22 protein-coding genes are annotated in these 22523 nt (G+C 75.0%); 3 read left to right on the top strand and 19 right to left on the bottom strand.

All coding sequences use genetic code 11. The features are described 5' to 3' along the window. Nucleotides 1–57 precede the first annotated feature (57 nt). Nucleotides 58–630, bottom strand: coding sequence for a hypothetical protein (locus FHX81_RS01110; RefSeq protein ID WP_141974787.1), 573 nt, complete (start codon nt 628–630; stop codon nt 58–60). Further along, nucleotides 627–1757 carry a sugar efflux transporter gene (locus tag FHX81_RS01105; protein WP_141974786.1) on the bottom strand — a complete coding sequence of 377 codons (1131 nt, stop codon included), beginning with the start codon at nt 1755–1757 and terminating at the stop codon, nt 627–629. Before FHX81_RS01105 ends, FHX81_RS01110 begins: the two co-directional genes overlap by 4 nt. Here FHX81_RS01105 and FHX81_RS40205 point away from each other — a divergent pair. Then, a complete protein-coding gene (locus FHX81_RS40205; protein ID WP_170231879.1) occupies nt 1744–1884 on the top strand; it encodes a hypothetical protein in 141 nt (46 codons plus the stop codon). The genes FHX81_RS01105 and FHX81_RS40205 overlap by 14 nt on opposite strands. 8 nt (nt 1885–1892) lie before the next feature. Here FHX81_RS40205 and FHX81_RS01100 read toward each other — a convergent pair whose 3' ends face one another. The 9 genes from FHX81_RS01100 to FHX81_RS01060 all read right to left on the bottom strand — a co-directional run bounded on the left by FHX81_RS01100 (nt 1893) and on the right by FHX81_RS01060 (nt 9590). Beyond that, complete coding sequence (locus tag FHX81_RS01100) at nt 1893–3476, bottom strand: methyltransferase (protein ID WP_141974785.1); 1584 nt, start codon at nt 3474–3476, stop codon at nt 1893–1895. Nucleotides 3477–3550: 74 nt separating this feature from the next. Continuing rightward, nucleotides 3551–4927: an acyl-CoA reductase gene (locus tag FHX81_RS01095; RefSeq protein ID WP_141974784.1), complete on the bottom strand. Its 1377-nt coding sequence runs from the start codon at nt 4925–4927 to the stop codon at nt 3551–3553. Then, nucleotides 4924–5994: an acyl-CoA reductase gene (locus FHX81_RS01090; protein WP_141974783.1), complete on the bottom strand. Its 1071-nt coding sequence runs from the start codon at nt 5992–5994 to the stop codon at nt 4924–4926. The genes FHX81_RS01095 and FHX81_RS01090 overlap by 4 nt, the downstream gene beginning before the upstream one ends. An 865-nt stretch (nt 5995–6859) precedes the next feature. Then, nucleotides 6860–7216, bottom strand: coding sequence for an ArsR/SmtB family transcription factor (locus tag FHX81_RS01080; protein WP_141974782.1), 357 nt, complete (start codon nt 7214–7216; stop codon nt 6860–6862). Further along, entirely contained in the window at nt 7206–7637 is a 432-nt protein-coding gene (locus FHX81_RS01075; RefSeq protein WP_141974781.1) for an SRPBCC domain-containing protein, read from the bottom strand. Before FHX81_RS01075 ends, FHX81_RS01080 begins: the two co-directional genes overlap by 11 nt. Before the next feature lie 94 nt (nt 7638–7731). Next, nucleotides 7732–8076, bottom strand: coding sequence for a hypothetical protein (locus FHX81_RS40200; RefSeq protein WP_170231878.1), 345 nt, complete (start codon nt 8074–8076; stop codon nt 7732–7734). Then, on the bottom strand, nt 8073–8282 hold the full coding sequence (locus FHX81_RS40195; RefSeq protein ID WP_170231877.1) for a hypothetical protein: 210 nt from the start codon (nt 8280–8282) through the stop codon (nt 8073–8075). Before FHX81_RS40195 ends, FHX81_RS40200 begins: the two co-directional genes overlap by 4 nt. Nucleotides 8283–8598: 316 nt before the next feature. Then, complete coding sequence (locus tag FHX81_RS01065; RefSeq protein ID WP_141974780.1) at nt 8599–8841, bottom strand: hypothetical protein; 243 nt, start codon at nt 8839–8841, stop codon at nt 8599–8601. Further along, nucleotides 8838–9590: an AfsR/SARP family transcriptional regulator gene (locus FHX81_RS01060; protein ID WP_170231876.1), complete on the bottom strand. Its 753-nt coding sequence runs from the start codon at nt 9588–9590 to the stop codon at nt 8838–8840. Before FHX81_RS01060 ends, FHX81_RS01065 begins: the two co-directional genes overlap by 4 nt. Nucleotides 9591–9974: 384 nt before the next feature. Here FHX81_RS01060 and FHX81_RS41680 point away from each other — a divergent pair, with 384 nt between their 5' ends. Continuing rightward, nucleotides 9975–11777, top strand: a complete 1803-nt coding sequence (locus FHX81_RS41680; protein WP_246107556.1) for a Crp/Fnr family transcriptional regulator — start codon at nt 9975–9977, stop codon at nt 11775–11777. Between the two features lie 6 nt (nt 11778–11783). Here the strand turns inward: FHX81_RS41680 and FHX81_RS01050 are convergent, their stop codons facing one another. Continuing rightward, nucleotides 11784–13007 (bottom strand): FAD-binding protein, encoded by a 1224-nt coding sequence (locus FHX81_RS01050; RefSeq protein ID WP_211363342.1) that lies wholly within the window; start codon nt 13005–13007, stop codon nt 11784–11786. Nucleotides 13008–13096: 89 nt separating this feature from the next. Here FHX81_RS01050 and FHX81_RS01045 point away from each other — a divergent pair, with 89 nt between their 5' ends. Further along, a complete protein-coding gene (locus FHX81_RS01045; RefSeq protein WP_141974778.1) occupies nt 13097–14680 on the top strand; it encodes an outer membrane protein assembly factor BamB family protein in 1584 nt (527 codons plus the stop codon). On the opposite strand, the gene FHX81_RS01040 is transcribed toward FHX81_RS01045, so the two are convergent. From FHX81_RS01040 to FHX81_RS01010, 7 genes are read right to left on the bottom strand one after another with little or no spacing between them, the layout of a single operon-like run. Next, complete coding sequence (locus FHX81_RS01040) at nt 14673–15083, bottom strand: carboxymuconolactone decarboxylase family protein (RefSeq protein WP_170231875.1); 411 nt, start codon at nt 15081–15083, stop codon at nt 14673–14675. The genes FHX81_RS01045 and FHX81_RS01040 overlap by 8 nt on opposite strands. A 12-nt stretch (nt 15084–15095) precedes the next feature. Further along, on the bottom strand, nt 15096–16583 hold the full coding sequence (locus FHX81_RS01035) for a class I adenylate-forming enzyme family protein (RefSeq protein WP_141974776.1): 1488 nt from the start codon (nt 16581–16583) through the stop codon (nt 15096–15098). Beyond that, complete coding sequence (locus tag FHX81_RS01030; RefSeq protein WP_141974775.1) at nt 16580–17977, bottom strand: CoA transferase; 1398 nt, start codon at nt 17975–17977, stop codon at nt 16580–16582. The genes FHX81_RS01035 and FHX81_RS01030 overlap by 4 nt, the downstream gene beginning before the upstream one ends. Continuing rightward, nucleotides 17974–18741, bottom strand: coding sequence for a class I SAM-dependent methyltransferase (locus FHX81_RS01025; protein WP_342787150.1), 768 nt, complete (start codon nt 18739–18741; stop codon nt 17974–17976). The genes FHX81_RS01030 and FHX81_RS01025 overlap by 4 nt, the downstream gene beginning before the upstream one ends. After that, nucleotides 18738–20291 carry a class I adenylate-forming enzyme family protein gene (locus FHX81_RS01020; RefSeq protein ID WP_246107555.1) on the bottom strand — a complete coding sequence of 518 codons (1554 nt, stop codon included), beginning with the start codon at nt 20289–20291 and terminating at the stop codon, nt 18738–18740. The genes FHX81_RS01025 and FHX81_RS01020 overlap by 4 nt, the downstream gene beginning before the upstream one ends. Next, nucleotides 20288–21598: an NAD(P)/FAD-dependent oxidoreductase gene (locus FHX81_RS01015; RefSeq protein WP_141974773.1), complete on the bottom strand. Its 1311-nt coding sequence runs from the start codon at nt 21596–21598 to the stop codon at nt 20288–20290. Before FHX81_RS01015 ends, FHX81_RS01020 begins: the two co-directional genes overlap by 4 nt. Beyond that, on the bottom strand, nt 21598–22521 hold the full coding sequence (locus tag FHX81_RS01010) for a UbiA family prenyltransferase (protein WP_141974772.1): 924 nt from the start codon (nt 22519–22521) through the stop codon (nt 21598–21600). The genes FHX81_RS01015 and FHX81_RS01010 overlap by 1 nt, the downstream gene beginning before the upstream one ends. Nucleotides 22522–22523: the final 2 nt, after the last annotated feature.

Raw genomic sequence — 22523 nt, 5'->3', positions numbered from 1 at the left:
CGCCGAGACCCGAATTTCGCGGAGATCCGCTCGAAGAGCGCAAACCAAACGGTCGGTTCACTGACCGTGCGTAGCCCGCCACCGGGCGGAGAACCCGGGTGTCCGAACGTTGTCCTCCAGCACCGCCCGGTAGACATCGACACCGCGGTAGTCCGGCCGCGAGTGCTTGATCAACAGGATCGCCGCCCGCGCCTCCGGCGTGATCCGGGCCGGCAGCGCGCGCACGTGCCCGAGGTCGGGTTGGCGGTCCGGCTCGTCGACGAACCAGATGTCGGCGTTCCACTCCGGTTCCCCGCCGTGCCCGTCCCGGTACTTCACGCCCAGGTACAGCCCGTCCGGGTACGCGTCCGGCTCGGTGTTCCACCGGCCGGAGTCCTTGCGGAACTGCACCACGCGCACCCGCTCGTGCCGGGCGAGCCGACCCGCGAGCGCCACCACGGCGTCCACGTCGAGCACCGGGCACACCACCGTGATGTCGATGTCCGGCACCACCATCAGGCCCAGCGCCGAACTGCCCGTGCGCACCGGATCGCCCAACTCGGCCAACGCCGCGTCCAGCCCCAGGTCCGCCACCACGGCGTCCGCGCCCGCCTGCAACTCCCCCTGCCGCCGCAGCAGCTCGTCGATCATGCCGCCAGTATCGCGTCCTCGCGGCGCGCCGCGAACAGCAGCGCCACGCCCAGCGCCGACATGGCCAACCCCATGCCGTACGCGGTCCGGAAGCCGAAGTGCTGCGCGAGGCCGACCAACGGCCCGGTGAGCATCGCGCTGGTCTTGTAGGTGTTGGTGAACAGCGTGCTGGCGTACCCGGGCCGGTCGGGCGCGAGGTCCTGGAAGTAGGAGATGCCGACACCCATCACGGCCGAGATGACCACGGCGTGCAACACCTGCGCCGCCATCACCTGCCAGGTCGCCTGGGTGAACAGCATGATCGTGTAGTAGACCAGCGCGACCGCGCCGCCCGACAGCACGAGCGCCCGGTGGTCGACCCGCATCGCCAACGCGCCGAAGCCCAGCATCAGCGGGATCTCCAGCGCCGCGCACAGCCCCAGCACCAGGCCCGCGTCCCGCGTCGTGCCACCCAGGCTCTCGGTCACGAACAACGGCATCGCCGTCACGCCGACCGTCGTCGCGCCCTGCAGCAGCACGAACGCCAACGCCGCGAGCACCACCTCCCGCCGCAACCCCGACCGCCGCGCCACCTCGCGCGTCGGCGGTGCGGCCGGACCCGGTTCCGGCAACCACGTCAGCGCCACCACGACGGCCAGCACGTAGATGGCCGCGCTCACGCCGAACAGCCAGGTGAACCCGCCGCCCCCGATGAGCAGCGCGCCCAGCGGCGGACCTCCCACCCAGGCGATCGACATCGTCATCCGCAGGCCGCTCATCGCGAGCGGCGCCTTCGCCGAGCCGCTGCGCTCCAGCAACTGCCGCGCGTACGCGTACATCTGCGGGATCTGCGAGGACGACACCGCCCAGAACGTGACCGCGACCACCAGCAGCAGCCAGTAGTTCCGCAGCGCGGAGAACAGCACCCAGCCCACCGCGCCGGACACTCCGGCCACCACGAGCAGCGTGCGGCGGATCGCCCGCGCGTCGGACAACCGCCCGACCAGCGTGCTCACCACCATCGACGCCAACGCGCTGATCAGGAGGAACGCGCCGACGGCGACGGGTCCGGCCTGGACTTCCTTGATCAGGAACAGCGAGAGGAACGGGCCCGCCAACGCGTAGCCGACACCGGTGAGCAAGCTCATCGACACCAGCGGGACGAACGAGGGGGATCGCGGTGGGGCGGGCGTTTCGCTCAGGACGGGCACGTGGGCGATCCTCGTCGCCCGAACGAGCGACGAGGAAGCCGATTTCCACCATCCGGACCGGTGAGAGCGCGCTCACACCGTCGCGCGCGCCACCAGCACCGCCATGTCCAGCGGCAGCTCGCGGATGTCCGCCAGCTCGAACCCGTTGGCCGCCAGGAGGTTCCGGTGCTCCTCGGTCGTCCGCTCGCCGCCCTGGACGGTGTTGACCATCATGTGGACGTTGAACGCCAGCGGCAGCAACGTGCGCGGGTCGTCCTGGATCGGGCGTTCCACCACGGCCAGCGTCGCGCCCTCGGCCATCGCCGCACGCACGTTGCGCAGGATCGTCGAGCAGCGCTCGTCGTCCCAGTCGTGCATGATCCGCGACAGCAGGTAGAGGTCCGCGCCCGCGGGCACCGGGTCGCGGAAGAAGTCGCCCGCCACCACCGACGCCCGCGCACCGTGCCGCGCCAGCACCTCGGCCGCCGCGCCGATCACGTGCGGCCGGTCGAACAGCACGCCCCGCAGGCCGGGCCCGGCGGCCAGCACGAGGTCGAGCAGCCGCCCGTCGCCGCCGCCGACGTCGACCACCGTGCCGGTGTCGGGCAGGTCCAGCAGCCCGGGCACCAGCCCGAGGAACGCCGTGCCCGCCGCCATCGCGCCCTCGAACAGCCGCGCGTCGGCCGGGTTCGCGGCGAAGTGCTCGAACGGTTGCGCGCCGTAGACGTGGCGGAACCCGCTCTCCCCGGTGCGCACGGCGTGCTCCAAGCCGCTGAACGACCGGTAGAACAGGCCGCCGTAGATCCGCGCGAGGTCCCGCTGCGACCCCGCCACGTCACCCCGCAGCAGCGCGCCGACCTCAGTCAACGACCACCGCTCGCCGTCACGGGCCAGCACGCCCAGCCCGGCCAGGTAGGCGAGCACCCGGCGCAGCTTGTCCGGGTGCGAGCCGGTGCGGGCGGCCAGGTCGGCGGTGTCGAGGGGGCCGTCGGCGAGCAGGTCGGCGATCCCCAGCTCGGCCGCCGCCGCCACGGCCCGGGTGCGCCACGCGCCGGTCATCAGGTCGAGCATCGAGCGCCGCGGCTGGTCGGGCCGTCCGACGTGGTGCTCCAGCGCGTCGGCGTGGTGGCCGGGCGCCTGCACCGCGAGGCGGGTCGTGCCCCGGAAGTACAGCGTGGTGTCCTGCCCGTCGTAGCCGCCGCCGTCGGGCGTGAGGCCCGACTCCCGCAAAGTCGCGCACACCCCGCGCAATACCACAGCGTCGTCGTCCCCGAGGCGGAACGCGACGTGCGACTCGGCCTCCCGTTCGGCCTCGGACATCCCCTCCTGCGGCACGAGCAGCCGCACCTCGCGTGACCCGACCGCGCCACGCACGACCCGCACGTCGAGCTCCTGCCCGGCACGGCCGCGCACCACCCGGCCCGGACCCGGTTCCCGCGCGTCCACCCCCAGCCCGGCCAGCACCCCGATCAGACCGGACGGCGGTGCCGCCGCCACGAACACCGCCGCGTGCCCGAACTCCAGGTGGCGCACCAGGCACGCGGGTGGCTCACCGCCCACCACCGCGGCCAGCGCGTCCCCGGTACCCCGGTCCCGCACGAAGGCCACGGTCTCCGCCAACCGGCGGAGGTCTCTCTCGCCGAGCGCGCCGGGCGCGCCGCTCACCGTCACGGTCATTGCTGATCCTCCCCAGAGGATGGCCGTGCCCCGCCCGCGGGCGGGGCACGGCGGACTCGTCACCCCGGGCGGGGCTAAGGTCTGTCGAGCTCCGGGTGGAGCTCGACGTCGCACCAGCGCACCAGGCCGGCGATGCGCGGCTGCCCGTCGTGCCGCCACACCATGGACGGCTTGGTCATCGAGCCGGGCGCGGACACCCGGCTCGCGCCGAGCACGGCCAGTTCCCGCGCGGTGCGCCGGAACTGCTCGCCGACCGCGCCGAGGCCGACGTTCTGCAGGTGCTTCGCGAACGGCCGCATCGCGTCGACCGCGGCGTCCACGTCCGGCACGGCCACGATCCGGGCGACCCGGTTGCCCGCGCCGCTGAGCGGCATGAGCGCGTCGTCCAGCACGACCGTCCACTCCAGACCGTCGGGCGCCCAGACCTCACTGGCGTCCGACGTAGCCGCACGCCACTCGGCCACGAGCCGGCGGTGTTGGAGCACGGTGGCGTCCTGCGCGTCGATCGCCCCGGGCGGGCTGTCCCGCGCCTCGCGCCGCATCGCGGTGGCCAGGTGCTCGGCGATCGCGCGGGCGTGCTCCTCCTGCACCAGGTAGACCTGCGGCGACAGGCAGGCGTGCTGGTCGAACTCGCTGCAGTCCGCGGCGATCTGCCGGGCCACCTCGGCGGGGCCGTGCAGGGCCGCGTACTCGGCGCTGACGATGCCGAACGACAGCTTGTGCCCGTGCTCCTCGTACAGCTGGTGCGACCGCACCCTGGCCCGGATCGCCGCGCACGCCTCGTCGCCGCCGTACGCGATCACGGCGTCGGCCTGGCCCAGCGCGGCGTCCAGCACCTCGTCGTCGTCGCGGTCCCAGTAGGTGGCCACGACGGCGTCGGCCAGCCGCGGCTCCACGTCGTGCAGGGTGCGCAGGAACGCGGCGGTGAAGTGCGGCTCCTTGGCCGGGATCTTGGCGATCACGGACGCCTTCACCAGCAGCGCGCGCACCAGCGACCGGGCCGGGAGGCCGGGGACGTTGCCGGAGAACACCGCCAGCACGGTGCGCGGCCCGACCGCCGTGGTGCCGCCGCGGAACCCGTCGAGCACCTCCGGGTCACCCAGCTCGCGGGTCAACGCGGCCAGCAGCGACTCGGCGCGCAGGTTGCCCAGCTCGGCGTCCAGCGCGCGGTCGATCGTCTCCTCCGACATGCCGGTGACCAGCGCCGCGTCGCGCACCGCGGCCCGACGGGCGGTGAAGTCCCGCTTGGCCCACAGGTCCACGACCGCGTCGATCGCCTCCACGATCCGCCGCACCGGCAGCCGGCGCAGCTCCTCGTGCGCGGCGCGCAGGCCGTCGCCGACCGCGGCCCAGTCCGTCGGCCGCACCCCGCGCCACTCGTGCACACCGGAGGCGAGGGTGAACGGCACGCCGTCGGCCGTCTGCCAGTCGGGCATCCAGGACACCGTCACGCCGCGCCTCCCGTCATCTCGTCCAGGGTCAGCGAGCAGCCGCGGCTCGAGCTGCCCGCGATCCGGCCCGCGATCGTCACGCCTTCCGGCCCGGCGATGCCGAGGTCACCGGTGAGCAGCACGTGCGGCCGGTCCAGCAGGGACAGGTCGGTGACCTCCAGCAGGCCTCGGCCCTCGGCGAGGTGCTCGCGGGTGCGCGGGTCGCGGACCTTCGGCCCACCTGCCGGGTGGCTGCCCTTGGGGCGTTCGCCGAGCGGCCCGACCGGGGTGTCCGAGGCGTCGTAGAGCATGTTGGCCAGCTCGGTCATGCCGAAGATGTTGCCGTGGTGCTCGATGCCGAAGACCCGGCGCACGGCGGCGCGCAGGTCGTCCACGCGCATGATCCGCGAGCGGCCCTTGAACCCGCCGCCGTCGTACATCCGCGAACCGGGCGGCAGCTCCCAGCTCTTCCCCCGCTCCTCCAGCGCGTCGCAGATGTTGACGAACGCGAAGGTCGCGCCGACCAGCACCACCGGCAGCCCATCGGCCACGGCGGCGTCCAGGCGCCGCCCGAGCAGGTCGAAGTCCACCCCGTCGGCCCCGACGACGGCCGTGCTGAGCCCCGGGTCGCCGCACGACTCGGCGACCCGGGCCATGTCGAACGCGATCGCCATCTCCGGCGCGGCCTCCTCCGTCGGCGCGAACGGCAGCACCACCGGCCGCACGCCGTCGTCGGGCCGCAGGTGCCGCTTGGCGTTGGCCTCGATGGCCAGGCGCTTCAGCTCCAGCCCGCGCTCGGAGTAGCGGACCGTGCCCCGGACGCTCCCCGTCGTTCCGCTGGTGCGGAACACTCGCGCCACCGGCGCGTCCGGAAACAGGTGCGGACCCCCGTCTTTGTAGGCGGTGTCGGGGATGCCGACGCCGACCCCGACCTGCTTCCAGTAGCGGGCGACGTCCGGCGAGTTCGCCACGGCGAGCTCGACCAACTGCTCGTGGAGGTCGAGGGGGTCGCCGACACCGTCGCAGACGAGCCGTGCCATGTGGTCGAACAGCCGCGCGACGTGGGGATCGTCGTGGGCAACGGTCATCGAGAATTCCTCCTGCGGTGAAGGTCGAACCCGGAAAGGTCAACAGCGGGTGGACGCGTCGGACAAGGTCCGTCCCCGGAACGGGGTACCGCTGACCGGGGTTCTCCGGGGGCCCAGGATGACTCAGGGAAGCCTTGCGTAGAACCGAACGCGCGCGTTCCGCTTCGGGAAGCGGAACGCTGGGCGGTCCGGTCGGTGCATGCGGATCGACCCGGAACGGCCCGGAACGCGTGCGAACGTCCGTGAACGCCCGACATGTCATCGGGACGGGTCTTGACACACGCGATGACATGCGCGCTGACACGTGTCTGCACGCCCGTTGACATGTCCATCCCGGACTGTTCACCCCGAACAGCGTGGAAGGGGAAGGACGTGGAGTACGCCTTCGAGGCGGAAGGGCTGGTCAAGCGGTACGGCAGCACGACCGCGGTGCGCGTCCTGGCCACGCTGCTCCGGCCGGACGCCGGGCGGGTCGCCGTCGGCGGGCTCGACGTGATCCACCTGGACGAGCCGACCACCAGGCTGGCCCCGGCCAGGCCGGACGACATCTGGAACGTGGTGCGCGCGCTCGTGGCCGAAGGCGCGACCGTGCTGCTGACCACGCAGTACCCGGAGGAGGCGGACGCGTTGGCCGACGAGATCCCGGTCATCGACCGCGGTCGGGTGATCGCGCACGGCACGCCGGCGTCGCTCAAGCGGATCGTCGGCCGGCGGACCGCGCTGGTGCGGCCCGCCGACCCGGCGCGGTTGGCGGAGGCCGACCTCCTACCGCCGGCCCCGGACGTCCACGATGGCGTCGAAGACCTCCTGCGGCGACTCGTCCACGGTGAACGCGGTGGTGAACCCCTGCTCGGTCATGGTGTCCTCACGTTTCGTCGGTGCCGGCCGCGCCACCGCGGTCAAGGTGGTCTTTCAACGCGCCGAGGGGTCCGTCCCAGTCGCGGGCGAGCGCGGCCAGGAACCGCTGCGCGACCTGCATCGGCGCGGACCGCAGCCGGTACCGCACCCGGCGCCGCTCCCCCGGTTCCGCCGTCACCAGGCCGACGTCGGCCAGGAGGGCGAGGTGCTTGGCGATCGCCTGCCGGGTGATGGGCAGGCGATCGGCCAGGTCCGTGGCCGTGGCCGGCCCCCCGGACGCCAGCGCGGCCAGGATGGCGCGCCGGCTCGGGTCGGCCAGGGCGGTGAAGACCTGTTCGGCGACGGTCTCGGCGTCAGGTGCCATGGACGTGGTCGACCAGCTCACCCAGCTCGCTCGTCCAGCCCTCGCTGTGGGCGTCGTAGGCCTTGCGGTGGGTGTCCTCGGGCAGTTGGGCGAACCCGGTCTCGGCCACGGTCAGCCGGGTGCCGGAGCCGACCGGTTCCAGGGTGAACTCGACGTACGTGCGCCGCGGGTCGTCCTCGGGCATCCCGAACACCGGCCAGGTGAAGCCGAACACGGTCGGCTCCTCCACCCGCTCGACCCGCATCTCGACCGTCGGCCCGTCGTTCCAGCTCATCCGCGCGGTCCCACCCGGCCGCAGGTCGATCGTGGCCTCGTGGCCGAACCACGCGGCCAGGCCCTCGGCGGTGGTGATCGCCGCCCACACCGCGTCCGGCGGTTGGGCGATCTCCACGACCCGCTCGATCCGATCCGGGAAACCCATGCCGTCCTCCATCAAGTAGCAACTGATTGGTTGCTACACTATGGCAACCGAAAAGTTGCGTCAACAGGGTGGCACGCGCAGGGGTCGGGCGGTCCTAGGCGCAGGACCGGACCAGGGCAATGGCGTCGGCGCGGTCCAGCGCCACGTCGGTGGCGCAGGCCGGGTCGTACGCGGCGTCGCCCACGTCGGCGCGCAGGCGGTCGGCGAGGCGGACCACCCCGGGGTTGCGCGGGTCCGGCGCACCGCGCAACTGCTCACCCGCGCCCAGCGCCTTGGCGGCGTCGGTCGGGTTGCCGAACCGGGCGCGCACGGCGACCGCGACGTGGGCCGGCACCGGCATGTCCTTGGCCGACATGGCGTGCTCGAACGCCGTGCCGATCGCCGCCTGGGCCCCTTCTGCGTCACCGCGCTCCACGGCGAGGTGTGCGTGCGACGTCACGATCCGCGCGTGGAACTGGGCACCACCAGCGGCTGGTGCTCGAGCGCCGCACGAGCCGCCTCGTACTGCCGTTCCGCCTCGACCGGGTCGCCTCCGTACCGGGCCAGGTCGCCCGGCACGAGTCGGGCGAACGCGACACCGCGCGCCGCCCGCGGCCGCGGCGTCGGCTCGGTCAGCGCCAGGCACTCCGCGCGGGCCCGCGCCACGTCGCCCGGATGCGCGCGCGGCGGCGACCCGGCCGCCCTCAGCCGGCCGGTCCAGGCAGTACTCGCGGATCGTCTCCCCCATCCGGTACCGGGATCCGGCCACGGCCTGCACCAGCGACTTGTCGACCAGGGCGGCGAGCAGGTCGAAGCCCGCCGGGAACACGGCCAGCCGCTCGGCGAGGTCCCGTTCCGGGGGGCGACAGCAGGTCCCAGCTCCAGGCCACCACCGCGCGCAACGCCCGGTGCCGGGGCAGCGCGGTGCGGCTGCCGCCGGTGAGCAGCCGGAACGGGTCGTCCAGGCGGGCCGCCAACTGCTCTACGGACAACGACCGCAGCCGGCCCGCGGCCGGCTCGATGGCCGGCGGCAGACCTCGGCGACCACCTCGGCGTTCTCCGGCGTCACGGCGAACCCGGGCCGCACGGCCACCGCGCGTTCGGCGAGCAGCCGCACGGCCGCGTCACCGTCCAGCGGTGGCGCCGGGCTGACCACCTCCCCGTACACGCCGAGCGGTTCGCGGCTGCCTCGCTGCGGGAGCAGCACGTCCACCAGCCGGGTCATCGGGTCGGCCACCGCCAGGGAGGCGGTCGACCGAGCGCGCCGAGCACGGCCGGCGCGACGTCGTCCGGGTCGGTCACCGACGCGAGCTCGACCAGCCACGCGCCGCCGGGCAGGCGCGCCGCGACCGTGGTGGCCAGCCGGGTCGTGCCCGCGCCGCCCGGGCCGCCCGGGGTGACGAGCCGGTGCTCGGCGAGCTGCCCGACGATTCGGTCCACGTCGGCGGACCGGCCGACCAGGCTGGTCAGCGGTGCGCGCAGGTCTCCGGCCCGGGGCAGGTCCGCGAGGCCGACCGGGTCGGCGCGCAGTTCGGCGGCGAACCGGCGGCGGATCTCCTCGAAGCAGGCCAGCGCCTCGGCCGCGCGACCCGACGCGACGAGGGCGCGCAGCAGCAGCGCCTGGAGCCGTTCGCGCAGCGGGTGGCGTGTGGCGAGGTCGGTGAGCTCGGCGACCGGGTGCTCGGCCCGGCCGCACGCCAGGTCTGCCGCGGCGCCGTCCTCCACGACGGCCGGCCGGATCTCGTCCAGCCCGGCGACGTGACCGACCGCGAACGACACCGGCGACCGCACCGCGGCGACCTCGTCGGCCGGCCGGTCCTCCGGCCACAGCGCGTCGGCCAGTTCCTCGATGGTCACGACCCGACCCGCGGCCACCGCCAACCGGCCCAGCAGCGCGCGCAGCCTGGCGCCGCCGACCTCGATCACCGCGCCGTCCGCCGTGACCTCCAGCGGTCCCGACACCGCCACCCCCACGCGAACACTGTGCCACGGCCGGCGGTGGCGGGCGGCGCAGGCCACCACCGGTAACGGCGGCGGGATCGGCCGCCGGGAAGTCGGAGAACCGAGCGATCCTCCCGAGCCGGCCCGGGGTCTCGCCAAGCACCCGGTCGAAGATGTTCACTACGACAAAGAACTTGCACGGTTTTCCGCAATAGTGCGGATAAGGGTCGGTCATCCGACCATTCGTACCGTAACTATGTCAGGGATGCGCTAACGAATGTCCGGAGCAACCGATATCGCCGCTATGGACGAGGATTCCACTTCGGTGGCACGTGGACCCGCGCCCGAACGCCGTACAGCGGCGTCCGAACGCCGGAGCCGCGCCGTCGCAGACCGAGCAACCACCTGGGGTGCCGGATGAACAGCCGAATGGTCGAACTCGAAGCAGTCCTGGCCCGGTCCGCGCCGGACCGGCAGGCGGCCCGCCGCCTCGCGGTGGACCTGGCGCGCTCGCTGGACGCGCTCAGCGCGCGCCGCGACGTGGACCGCCTGCTGCGCTGCGCCGCCGGGATGACCCGGATCGGCTCGCCCGACGCCGCCGACGCGCTGCTGATCGCCATGCTGGCGCTGGTGGACCCGGCCGGGCCGGAGGCGTCACGGGTGCGCGACCAGCAGGCGTTGGCGTCCGTGGCCCGCGGTCGGCGCGAACCGGGCACGACCGCGCCCCGGCAGGTCCGGCGCAGGCCGCCGAGCACCGCGTTCGGCCGCGGCACGCCGTTGCGCCAGGTGGTCGGCGACTTCCTGGACCCGCTGCCGGTGCCCGACCCCGTCGCGGTCGGCTCGGTCGCGGTGGCCGTGGAGCCCGCGAAACCGGGCGAGACGGGCGCGCTGGAACTGGCGTTACAGCGCAACGCGGCGGTGCTCGGGTCCAACCACCCGCAGACGTGCGTGCTGCGGTTGGCCCTGATGTGCGCCCGGTTCCGGACCGCCCGCGACCACGGTGACGCCGAGGAGGTCGCCGAGTCGCTGACGGACCTGCGCGACGCGACCGACCGCGTGCTCAACGCGCTGGGCACGCACCACCCGAGGGCGCTGGTGGCGGCGGCGAACCTGGCGTCGGCGGAGTTCGAGCTGGCCCGGGTGCGCCGGTCCGCGGAACGGGCCCGGCTCGCGCTGCCGAGCCTGCGCTCGGCGGCCGACCGCACCGCGACCCGGCTGGGCGCGGACCACCCGCACGCGGTGATCGCGACGTCGAACCTGGCGTCGGCCGAGCTGGAGCTCGCCCACCTCGACGGCACGCGGTCGCAGGCGCAGCGGCTGCTGGACGTGGTGCGCGACGCGTCGATGCGGGCGGTGTCGGCGCTGGGCGCGGGTCACCCGGCCGTACGAGCGCTGGACGAGCAGCGACGGGCGTGCGAGGCGTTGCTGTCCGGTGTCGGGCCCGACCCGTCGTTCGAGCGGGGTTACGCGTCGTTCGCCGACGCGGGCCGGTCGCTGGCCACCGCGAAGCCGGGCGCGCCCGCGGTGCGGCAGAGCGTGGCGACGGCGGAGTGGCCGCCGGGCACGCTGCTGGCGCGGCTGCGGGAGAACAGCCGGCACGAGCTGATGTCGCTGGGCACCACGGTCCGCTACGCCGCCGACCGGGAGATCATCGTCCAGGACGCCACCGACACGCACGTCTTCCTGCTGCTCGAAGGCGTGGTGAAGGTGCTGGTCAACGACGCGAGCGGGGACACCGCGGTGCTCACCGTGCGGGTCGCGGGCGACCTGGTGGGCGAGCTGGCGGCACTGGACCACAAGCCGCGCTCGGCGACCGTGATCACGTGCGGTGACGTGACCGCGAAGCTGATCACGAGCGCCGAGCTGCACGGCTTCCTGCACCGCCGCAACGACGGTTTCGTGGAGCTGATCGGCGTCATCGACGACCAGCTGCGGTGGGCGAACCGGCGGCGGCGCGACTTCCTGTCGCACACCGCCGCCGAGCGGGTCGCCCGGGTGCTGGCCGAGCTGGTCGGCGCGCACGGCAGGCAGGAGGTCGGCGGGTGGGTGCTGGGCATCCCGCTGACCAAGGTCGAGCTGGCCTCGATCGCCGGGATGAAGCCGCGCACCGCCGAGAAGGCGTTCGCCGACCTGCGCAAGGCCGGCGTGGTGGTCAGCCACCTGCGGCGCGACGTGGTCGTGCCCGACCTGGACGGGTTGCGGCGGTTCGCGCGGATGTGAGAGCGCTCAACCGGTGAACCAGTCGTCGACCAGCGGGTTGCGGAACGTCCGGTCCGGGTCGAGCCGGTCCCGCAGCTCGGCGAACCGCGCCCAGTTCGCGTACCGCCCGCCGGGGTCGGCCAGCTCGAACAGCTTGCCCCAGTGCGGGCGCGGTCGCCACGGGCTCAGCGCCGCCTCGACCTCGCGCAGCACGGCGCGGACCGCCGCCTCGTCCGGCTGCCAGGTGAAGTGGAACGCCGCGCTCGGCCGGTCGTGCACCGGGCTGAGCCACTGCGCGTCGGCCGCGATCGTGCGCACCTCGGAGGTCAGCAGCACGGGGGCGATCTGAGCCGAAAGGTCGTTGAGCGCCCGCAACGCGTCGGCGGCGTGCTCGCGGGCCACGAAGTACTCGGACTGCAGCTCGCGGCCGACGCTGGGGGTGAAGTCGGCGCGGAAGTGGGGCAGCCGCTCGTGCCACGGGCCGGGCACGCCGAGCTGCGCCGTGCAGTGCGAGGCGGGCTGGCCGGGCACCGGGTGCACCGGCTCGGTGGCGGGCGTCGCGCCGGTCCAGGCCAGGTCGTGCCGGGTGTCGGTGGTGCGGTGCTTGGCGAACACCTGCGCCACGCCCCGCCAGGTGGTGAAGGCGCTGACGCTGTAGGCGCTCGCGAACACCGCGTCCACGTGCTCGACCAGGGCGTCGAACGGCATGTCGCGGTAGACGCGCTGCTCGACCTCGAAGGTCGGCACGACGTCGAGCTCCAGGGTCACGACCACGCCGAGCGTGCCGAACGCCACCACCGCGCCGTCGAACCCGGCGTCCCCCCTGGTCAGGGTTGTGACGCTGCCGTCGGCGGCGACCAGGTCGAGCGAGCGGACCAGGCTCGCGAGCGACCCGACGTCGTTGCCCGAGCCGTGGGTGGCGGTGGCGCACGCGCCGACGATCGTGATGTGGGGAAGCGACGGCATGGCCGGCAGGGCGAGGCCCACGGCGTGCAGCCGCTCGGCGAGCCGCGCCAGCCGCGTCCCGGCGCCCACCCGCACCGTCGCGCCGCGGACCTCGAACACCTCGGGCATGCGGTCGAGGCTGATCAGCGTGCCGTCGGTGTCGGCGATCGTGCTGAACGAGTGCCCCGCGCCGACCACGCGCGCCGACCCGGCGTTCCGGACGACGTCCTGGAGCTCTTCGACGGACGTCGGGTGCGCGGTCCGCGCGGCGGAGAAGGTGAAGGTGCCTGCCCAGTTGGTGCTCACCGGCCCGATTCTGCCCCATCCCCGACCGCCGGCCCGTCGGTGGAACGGATCACCGGCGCGTGCCGTCACACGCGGGGGGAGGTGCCGGGATGCTGCGGTACATGGCGGTGGTGGGTGCGTTGTGCGCCGCGTGCGCGCCGTTCCTGTCGGGTGGCGTGCCCCGGCCGGACGTGGACGCCGCGGTGATCGGAGCGGCGGTGGGCGTCGTGCTCGCGGCGCTGCTCGCGGTCGTGGGCGACCGGGCGGCGCGGGTGGTGGCGGTGGTGGCGGCCGTCTGCTCGGCCGCGGCCGTGTGGTGGCTGCTGGCGTCGGACCTGCTGATCGGCCTGACCGGTGCCGACCTGCCGGTGCTGGCGGTCGGGTCGCTCGCGGTGGCGGTGGGTGCGGTCGGGCTGGTGGGACGGCGACCGGAGGCGGGCGGAGACCGGCGGGGACGGTGGCGGGTGCGCCCGTCCGGTGTGGCGGCGGCCGTCGTGGTGGCGGTGGCGGCGTGGTTCGCGCCGGTCGGCGCGGAGGCGGTCATCGTCCGGTCGGAGACCCGGGACGCCCGGGACTTCGCACCGGAGCCACTGGTGGAGCGGCCGGGTGGTCGGCAGTGGGCGTGGCAGCCGCCCGCCGACGTGGTGGACGTCGCGCCGATCCCGCACGGCGTCGCGGTGGCCACCCGGGACGGGGCCGTGGTCGGCTTGAACGGGACCGACGGGCGGGTCGAGTGGCGGTACGCCCGGCCCGGTGCGCCGGTGGGCGCGGTGGTGGCGTCGGTGGACCGCCGGACCGTGGTGGTGACCTTCCGGTCCGTGCACGACACGCGGGCGCAGTCGGTGGTGGTGCTCGACGCCGACACCGGGACGCCCCGGTTCGGGATGGTGGTCCGGTCCGTGCTGGTGGAGACCGGCCAGGTGCAGCCGGGCGCGCGGTCGTTGACCGTGCGCGACGGCGAGGTCGTCACCGGGTACGACGTCGTCAACGGCGAGCCGCGGTGGCGGTGGTCGCCGCCGGACGGCTGCACGTCGTGGTTCGGCCAGGTGGCGTGGGGCCGCACGACCGTCCTCGTGCCCACGGTGTGCGCTGGGACGTTGGGCGTCACGGCGCTGGACGAGGCGACCGGCGAGCAGCGGTGGCAGCACGAGGTCCCGCGCGTCGAGGCGGACGACGAGCGGCAGGACGTCCGGCTGCACGGCACACCGGACGGGTCCGTCGTGCTCTTCCAGGCCTTCGGCGCGGCGCGGACGCCGGACGCGGTGCCGGACGGGGTGCTGGACGCCGACACCGGCCGGGTGCTGTCCCGGCCGGAACGGCCCTGGACCGTGCGCACCGACGTCGGCGTCACGCCGCTGGTCGAGGACAGCGAAGGCGGCCGGGTCACCGGCCTCGCCGCGCTCGACCCGGCCACCGGCGCGACCACGCCGCTGCCGGTCGACGACTGCCCGCTGCGCACCGCGGACCTGACGACCGCCACCACCTACGTGCGGGCGTGCGCCGACAACGGCCGTGAGCTGACCCTGGTGACGCACCCGCTGGACAGCTCGCCGCCCACGTCCACCCCGGTCCGCCTGGACGGCTCGGGCGCGCGCGGCCGGCCGGACGTCCTGCTCGTCGCCGCGCCCGGCGCGCTCGTGGTCACCCGGACGTCGTTCGGCGGCACCCCGGCCCCGGTGGTCGGCCTCAGGTGAGCCGGGCGCTGATCGCCAGCCGGTTGTGGGCGTTGACGACCGTCGCCACCCACACGACCTGCTGCACCCGCACCTCGCCCACCGCGCGGATCGCCGCGTCGAGCACCGCGTCCGGCACGTGCCCGTCGTGCACCAGCGTGACCGCCTCGGCCAACGCCAGCACGGCCCGTTCCGACCCGGTGAACGCGGGGTCGGTGCGCCACGAGGCGACGTCACGCGTCTCCCCCGCCGCCACGGCCGCGCCGCGGTGCAGCCGGGTGCAGTAGGTGCAGCCGTTGAGCTGCGAGCACCGCAACCGCACGAGTTCGACCAGCCCGACCGGCAGGTCCACGTCGTCCACGGCCTTGGCCAACGCCTCCAACGACGCGAACCCCGGCCCCGCGAACGGATCCAGCCTCAGCACCACCACGACCTCCTACGCGTTTTCGACGGACTGCTCCCCGCGGCCGGCGGCGTGGTGCTCGGCCGCCAACCGGGTCACGGTGGGCAGGCAGACCTTGCCCGTGCGCCCCAACGGCAGTTCCGGCAGCACCACCAGGTGCTCCGGCAGCTTGCGGCGGCTCAGGCCGCGCTCCCGCAGGAACGCGGTCAACTGGTCCAGCGACGGCGCGCGGTGGCCGGGGCGCACGGCCACGCACGCGCACAGCCGCTCCCCCAGGTCGGGGTCCGGCACCGGCACGCACGCCGCCTCCGCCACCACGGGGTGCCCGTCCAGCGCCCGTTCCACCTCGGCCGGGCTGATGGTGAAACCACCGCGGATGACCACGCGCTTGAGGCGCCGCACCACGTGCAAGGTGCCGTCGGCGTCGAAGCGACCCTCGTCCCCGGTGCGCACCCAGCCGCCCGGCAGGCGGTGCCGCCGGTCCAGCTCGGGCGCGTCGACGTAGCACAGCGGCGTCATCGGTCCCCGCGCGCAGATCTCCCCGTCCACCACCCGGATGTCGGTGACCGCCGGATCCGGCCGGCCCACCCCGTGCTCCGGAGTCGCGGTGTGGCAGTTGACGCCGTCCGACGAGCCGTAGACGTTGATCACCGGGCAGCCGAACGCCGAGCGCACGGCCGCCAGCGTCCCGGGCGTCAGCACATCGCCGCTGGACACCACCGCCCGCACGGACGACATGTCCGCTGTGGACGCCAACGCCGCCATCCGGCGCAGCATGGTGGGCACGCCGAACACGTGCGTCGGCCGGTGCTCCGCCACCGCGCGCAACGCCTCCACCGCGTCGAACCGGCGCATCAGCACCACCGTGCCGCCCCAGCGGCACAGCGTGATCGCCGCGCCGAACGACCCGAACGCCGACGCCTGCGGGACCAGCACCAGGTCGCGCGGCACCGCCGTGTCGCCGTGCACCGCCCGCACGTAGTTCCCCCGACCGCCCGCGAAGGCGTTGTGGGAGTAGGCGACCAGCTTCGGCGCGGCCTCCGACCCCGACGACACCAGGATCCGGGCGGGCGCCTCCGGCCCGACCGCGACCGGCGTCCACGGCACGTCCCGACGGGGGTCGGACGCCGCCGCCACCGCCTCCGACACGTCGGTGACGACCGTGCTCACCACCGGCGAACCACCGTCGGGCAGGTGCACCGCCACCCCGCCGACGGCCGCCACCGCCAGTTCCGCCACCACCGCTTCCCGCCCGTTCGGCACGGCAATGCCGATGATGTCGGTGGGGCCGTACCGGCTCAGCGCCCTCGCCTGCCACCGCACCGCCCGGTCCAACGACGCGTAGTCCCACGCCCCGTCGGGGTCGATCACCGCCGTCCGGACGGGGTGCGCGGCCACCCGGTCCCGGAACAGCGAGTACAGGTCCCGGTCGGGGCAGTGCCCCGCCGCGACCCAGGACCGGCGCAGCGCGGCGGGCACCAGGTCGCGCACCACCACCCCGGTCGACGACGTCCAGCTCATCCGAACTCCCACACCGGTCCCGGCACCACGCACCGGTCCCGCACCAGCGCCCGCGCGAACCGCGGGTCACGGGCCAGCGCCGCCAGGTCGGTGCACACCGGCACGCTCAACGGCGCCGTGCACCGCCGCGTCGCCCGCGCGTTCAGCCGCGCGGCCGCCGACAGCAGCGACGACGACACCGACTGCCCCAGGCCGGACCTCATCCGCCCGCCGAGGGCGTCCACCACACCGCGGGCGCACACCACCCCGCCGAACACGTCGACTATCGTCATCAGCGACGGCGGCACCCCCGCGTGCGCCTGCACGACGAAGTCCGTGCCCAGCGGCGGTCGCGGCCCCAAGGCGTCGCCCCAGCCGGACGCGTGGGCGTACACGATCCCGGGCCGCACCCGGGCGACGTCACGGGCCCGCAGCGACCAGGCGGCGGCCTTGCCCGGACCCCAGTTGTGCAGGAACACGTCCGCGCCCGACACCAGCTCCAGCAGCTCGCGCCGCCCGGCCACGGTGGCCAGGTCGACCGCCGCGACCCGCTTGCCCCGGTTGAGCGCGTGGAACCGCGCGGACACGTCCCCCGCCAGCGGCGGCACGCCCCGCAGCGGGTCGCCACCGGGCGGCTCGACCCGCACGACGGTCGCGCCGAGCTGCCACAGCAGGTGCCCGGCCACCGGGCCCTGCACCCTGCGGCACGACTCCAGCACCACCAGGCCCGACAGCGGCAGCGCGCCGGGACGCGGTGCCCCCTCCCCGACCGGCCCGGTGCCCACGCCCAGCGGCCGCACCACGTACGGCGGCACGTCGTCGATCGCCCGGTGCGCCACCGGCACCAGCGTCATCCCGGTCGCCGCGGCCACCCGTTCCAGCCGCACGATCGGCAGCCGCGCGGTCAACCCGGTCAGCTCCGGCGGCAGCGGGCACGTCGCGGTGGCGAACCGGTGCTGGAACGGCCGCCACGCCCGCGCCACCGCGCCCCGGTCGGCGTCCAGCGCCGCCCAGAACCGCCGCCACACCTCGGCGTCGAGCGCCTCGACCTCGAACGCCACGCCGTCGGCGGACAGGAACGGCGGCCCGCCCACGCCCGTCGGCACCGGGTCCGGCTCGTCCGCGGTGGCCGCCGCCAGGTACTGCGTCACCGCCAGCAGCGCCGCCTGGGCCACCGACGTGGCCGCCGACCGCACCGGGACGCCGCGCAGCCGCGCCACGTCCAGCGCCGCCGCGCCGATCGCGTCCAGCTCGGCGGCCAGGATCGACGCGTAGTCCAGCCCCAGCGCCGTCGGCCGGCCGAACCGCCGACCGTGCACGTGCATGAGCCCGCACGCCGCCTGCACGTCCAGCTCGCCGCCCAGCGGCAGGTCCACCGGCCCCGACCACGGCACGGCCGTCAACGTCGACGTCATGCCGGCCGCCGCCCGTGCACCGAGTAGACGACCGGCGACGCGGCCAGGAACCGGCCGTCGGCCAGCAGCTCGCGCACCGCCGCCAACTGAGCGTCGGTCATGCCCGCCTCCACCAGCTTATCCCGCAGCATGTGCGTGGTGTGCGCGAGCAGCCGCACGCCCGGCGACCCGGCCCGCCACGGGTGCACGACCACCCGCGGGTCCACGTCGACCAGCCCGGCGCCGGCCATCGCGCCCGCCACCTTGCGTCCCCACGCGCCGTCCACGCCGAACGCGTCGAACACGCTCTCCTTGACCGCCAGGAACGTCTCGTACAGCTCGGCGGCGTCCCGGGTCGGCGCGAGCAGCACCGGGCTGTAGGAGTTGTCGAACTCGTCCACCTGCAACCAGCCGCCCGGCTTGAGCGCGGCGACGAGCTTGCGCAGCACGGCGTCCCGCTCCGGCAGGTGGCGCAGCACGAGCCGCACGTGGACCAGGTCGAACGCGGCGTCGGGCAGCGGGTCGCACACCACGTCGTGCCGCAGCACGGTGAGCCGGGGCGCGGGCGGCACGTGGTCGGGCTGCACGTCGGTCGCGAGCACCGTCGCGCCGCGCCCGGCCAGCCAGTGCGCCACGCTGCCGCCGCCCGCGCCGACGTCCAGGCACCGCCACCCGGCCCGGACCCCGGTCTGGGCCAGCCGGGCGAAGGTCACCGGGTCGTAGGCGGCGGCCAGGCAGCGGTGCTGCTCGGCGACGTGCGCCCGGTCGAACACGTAGGTGGTCACGTCCACCGCCCGCTGCCGTGGGTCTCGGCGGTGCCGGCCAGCCGGGTGAGCAGGTCGAGCCGGCGCACCTTGCCGGTGGCGGTGCGCGGCACGTCCTCCCACGCCAGCACCTCCGGGTCGGCCATCGGCGGCAGGTCGGCCACCGCGCGCCGCCACGCCGCCGGGTCCAGCGGGGCGGACGTCACCAGCACCGGGAGGGGCGGGCGGCCCGGCGTGCCGAGCACCACGCACTCCACCACCTCGGGCAGCCGGTCCTCGACCAGGTCCTCCAGGCGCAGGCAGCTCAGCCCCGGCACCGAGTCCACCTCGCGGTCCAGCAGGCGCACCGCGCCACCCCGAGTGAGCACGCCCAGGTCACCGGTGTTCCACCACGGCCCGGTGGCCTTGGCGTGCCAACGGTCCTGCTCGCCGACGTACCCGGCGCACCGGGCCGCCGTGCGGGCCAGCACGAGCCCGCTGTGCCCGCGCGGCACGGGCGTGAGCGTGACCGGGTCCACCACGCGCAGCCGGGTGCGGCCGGGCACCGGGCGGCCCAGGTCGCGGGCGTCGGGCGAGCGCTCCAGCGCGCGGCGGGTGAGGAAGCGGAACGTCAGCGGCCCGGTCTCGGTCTGGCCCCAGCCCTGCACCCACAGCGGCCGCCTGCGGCGGGAGGCGTGCAGCATCGCCCGCATCGCCGGCGGGTGCATGGCGTCGTAGGTGCTGACGAACAGCCGCACGTCGCGGAACGGGTTGTCCGGCCGGGCCGCCAGCGGCCGCCACCGCACGTAGGCCGAGGGCAGCGCCTCCACCGTCGTCGGCCGGTGCCGGGCCAGCACGCGCTCGGCCGCGTCCGGGTCGCTGAGCAGCACGACCTTGCGCGGCGCGAGGCAGAACACACTGGCCGTCCAGCAGAACGTGCGGCCGTGCGCGTAGGAGCTCGCGTTGGCCACGACGTCGCCGCGCCGCACGCCGATCACCGGCCAGCGCACCGCCTCGAACCGGGCCAGCCGGTGCACGAGCGTGCGGGTCGTGTGCACGACGAGCTTGGGCACGCCGGTCGTGCCCGAGGTGTGGTTGACCACCAGCGGTTCGTCGTCGTGCCGGCGCCGGGGTGCGGGCACGCGCGCGCCCCGCACGTCGTCCAGCGTCAGCGCGCCCGGCGCGGGATCCCCGAGCGACAGCACCCGCCGCGCCGACCCGGCGGGCGGCACGCGGTCGGTGACCAGCACCGCCGGGTCCAGGCGCTTGAGCAGGATCTCCAGCACGTCGTCGGGCAGGTGCCCGGACAGCAGCGCGGGCACCGCCCCGATCCGCACCGCCGCGCACGCGAGCAGGTCGTAGTCGTAGTGGTTGCGCTTGACCACCGCCACCCGGTCGCCGCGCCGCGCACCCGCCTCGTACAGCCACCCGGCGGCCTCGCGGACCAGCCCGGCCAGTTGCGGCACGGTGTGGTCGACGCCCGGCCCGTGGCCCCCGGGCAGGATGTCGAACGGCCGGTCCAGGTGCACGGTGGTGTGCGTGCCGCGCGCCGCGACCTCGTCGAACAGCGTGCCCATGTCGTGCGGCCTCATGCGTGTTGCCTCCTGTTGCCGGTGTCCGGGGACACGGCGTGGACCCGTGCGGCGGCGGCGCGACCCGAGCGCACCGCGGCTTCGCTGTAGGGGCTCAAGGACACCCAGTCGCCCGCGTAGTCGACGACCCCTCCGAGACCGGACGCGAACTCGCCGCGCAGCGCCAGGGCGCGGGGCGTGGCCTCGGGCAGGCCGTGGCGGAACCGGTGCACCACCGAGCCCGTCACGGCGGCGCGCAGGCCCGGCACGAAGCGCTCGGCCTCGGCGGCGAGTGCGGAGACCACCTCGTCGTCCGGCGCCTCCAGCATCGCCAGCGCGACCAGGGGGTTGGCGATCACGGTGACCAGGCCGCGGCCCGCGGGCGCGCGGTCGGGGTGCTTGAGGTGGTCGAACAGCACCACCGACACCGACGGGCTCTCCGACCTCGGCACGGCCAGCAGGTACACGTCCGGCTCCGGGCGGTGGTCGAGCATGAAGTGCGCCTTCACCATCGGGGTGAACGAGCAGGCGTCCAGGAAGCGCCGCTCGTGCAACGGCGGGTTGACGTACAGCGCGCGGGCGGTGGGCGCGGGCACGGCCAGCACCACCGCCCGGACCCGGAACTCCCCGCCCGGACCGGTGATCCGGGCGTACCCCGGTCCGGCCAGCACCTCGCGCACCGGGAACGACGGGGTGACGTCGAGCGGCGCGGCCAGCGCCCGGGCCGCCACGTCCATGCCGCCGGCGTAGGTCCGCCAGGCCGTGGCCGGGCCGATGGCGTCGAGCAGGGCCAGGAACGGCGCGGCGGCCGAGCGCTCCGGCCGCCACCCGAAGAACCCCGACACCACCGGCTGGCACAGGTACTCCAGCACGTCGCGGTGGTGGGGCGCGCAGAACTCGGCGACGGTGGCGCGACCCGCGCGCGACGCCTCGGGCCGCGCGGTGTCGAGCGCGCCCAGGCCCCGGGTCGCGCGCGCGAAGTCCAGTCGGGCCCGCACGGGCAGCCCAGCACCGGTGACCAGGCCGAGGGGGTGCGCCAACCCGCGCCGGACCCGGCCGTCGCGCCACACGCCGAGCTGCCGACCGATCTTCGGCACGTCCTCGACGCCCAACCGCCGCAGCAGCTCCCACGTGTTCGGGTAGCCGCGGGTGGAGACCTGCTCCGCGCCGGTGTCGATCGCGAACCCGGACTCGTGGCGGGTCGCCATCCGGCCGCCCACGTGGTCGGCCGCCTCGAACACCCGCACCTCGCGCCCCGCCCGGGCCAGCTCGTGCGCGGCGGCCAGCCCCGCGATCCCCGCGCCGATCACGGCCACGTCGAGGTCCATCACCGCACCACCAGGTTCACCACGACGAGCGTCACCACGGTCACCCGGTGCACGTCGATGCCGATCCGCCGGGCCCGCAGGATGTCGCCCCGGCCGAAGCCGACGCGCAACTGCCGGAGCCGCAACACGACCGTGGGCAGCAGGGCGAGCGGGAACCACCACGGGCCGCCCACCAGCGGCAGCGCCAGGACCAGCAGGAACTCGCACACCGACACGGCCCGGACGAACAACCGGTTGCCGCGCGGCGTGGTCAGCGCCGCCACGGTGGGCCGGCCGACCCGCCGGTCCCCCTCGACGTCGTTGGTGTTGGAGTAGACGCCGAACAGCAGCGGCCCGAGGCCGAAGAGGAGCGCCTGCACGACCACCACGCCGTCGAGGTCGCCGGTGGCCAGGCCGTACGGCGCGAGCACCAGCGCCCAGCCGAGCGCGGCCAGGAAGAACTCCTGGAAGCCCCGGTAGCTCAGCTTCACGCCCCACGAGTACTGCAGCGCGAAGAAGTAGGTGACCGCCACCAGCGCGACCGCCCACAGCGGACGGTGCGGTGCGACGGCCAGCGCGCCCAGCCACACCGCCGCGCCGACGGCGGCGGTGACCAGCGCGAACCGCAGCACCTGCGGCTCGGTCAGCGTGCCCGCGACCAGCGGTTTGCGGTTGAGCTTGCGCGCGGGCGCGTCCGGGGCGTAGTTCGCCGCGTCGCTGCCGTCGCGGTAGCCGGTGAGGTCGTCCAGCGCGACCATCGCGACGATCACGAACACCTCGCCGACCAGGAACACGCCCAGGGTGGCCAGCACGCCGGGGTCCAGCCGCGACGCGGGCGCGAGCAGCGCCCACACCACGAGGACGCCGAGGTAGTAGTCGACGATGTCGAGCTTGGCCAGCTTCACGTACGCGCCCGTGGACCCGGGCGTGACGACGGTGGTCATCG

It is taken from the genome of Saccharothrix saharensis, assembly GCF_006716745.1.
Taxonomy (GTDB): Bacteria; Actinomycetota; Actinomycetes; order Mycobacteriales; family Pseudonocardiaceae; genus Actinosynnema; species Actinosynnema saharense.
The sequence above is the reverse complement of the archived record's forward strand: the minus strand, read 5'-3'. Positions and strand labels throughout refer to the sequence as shown.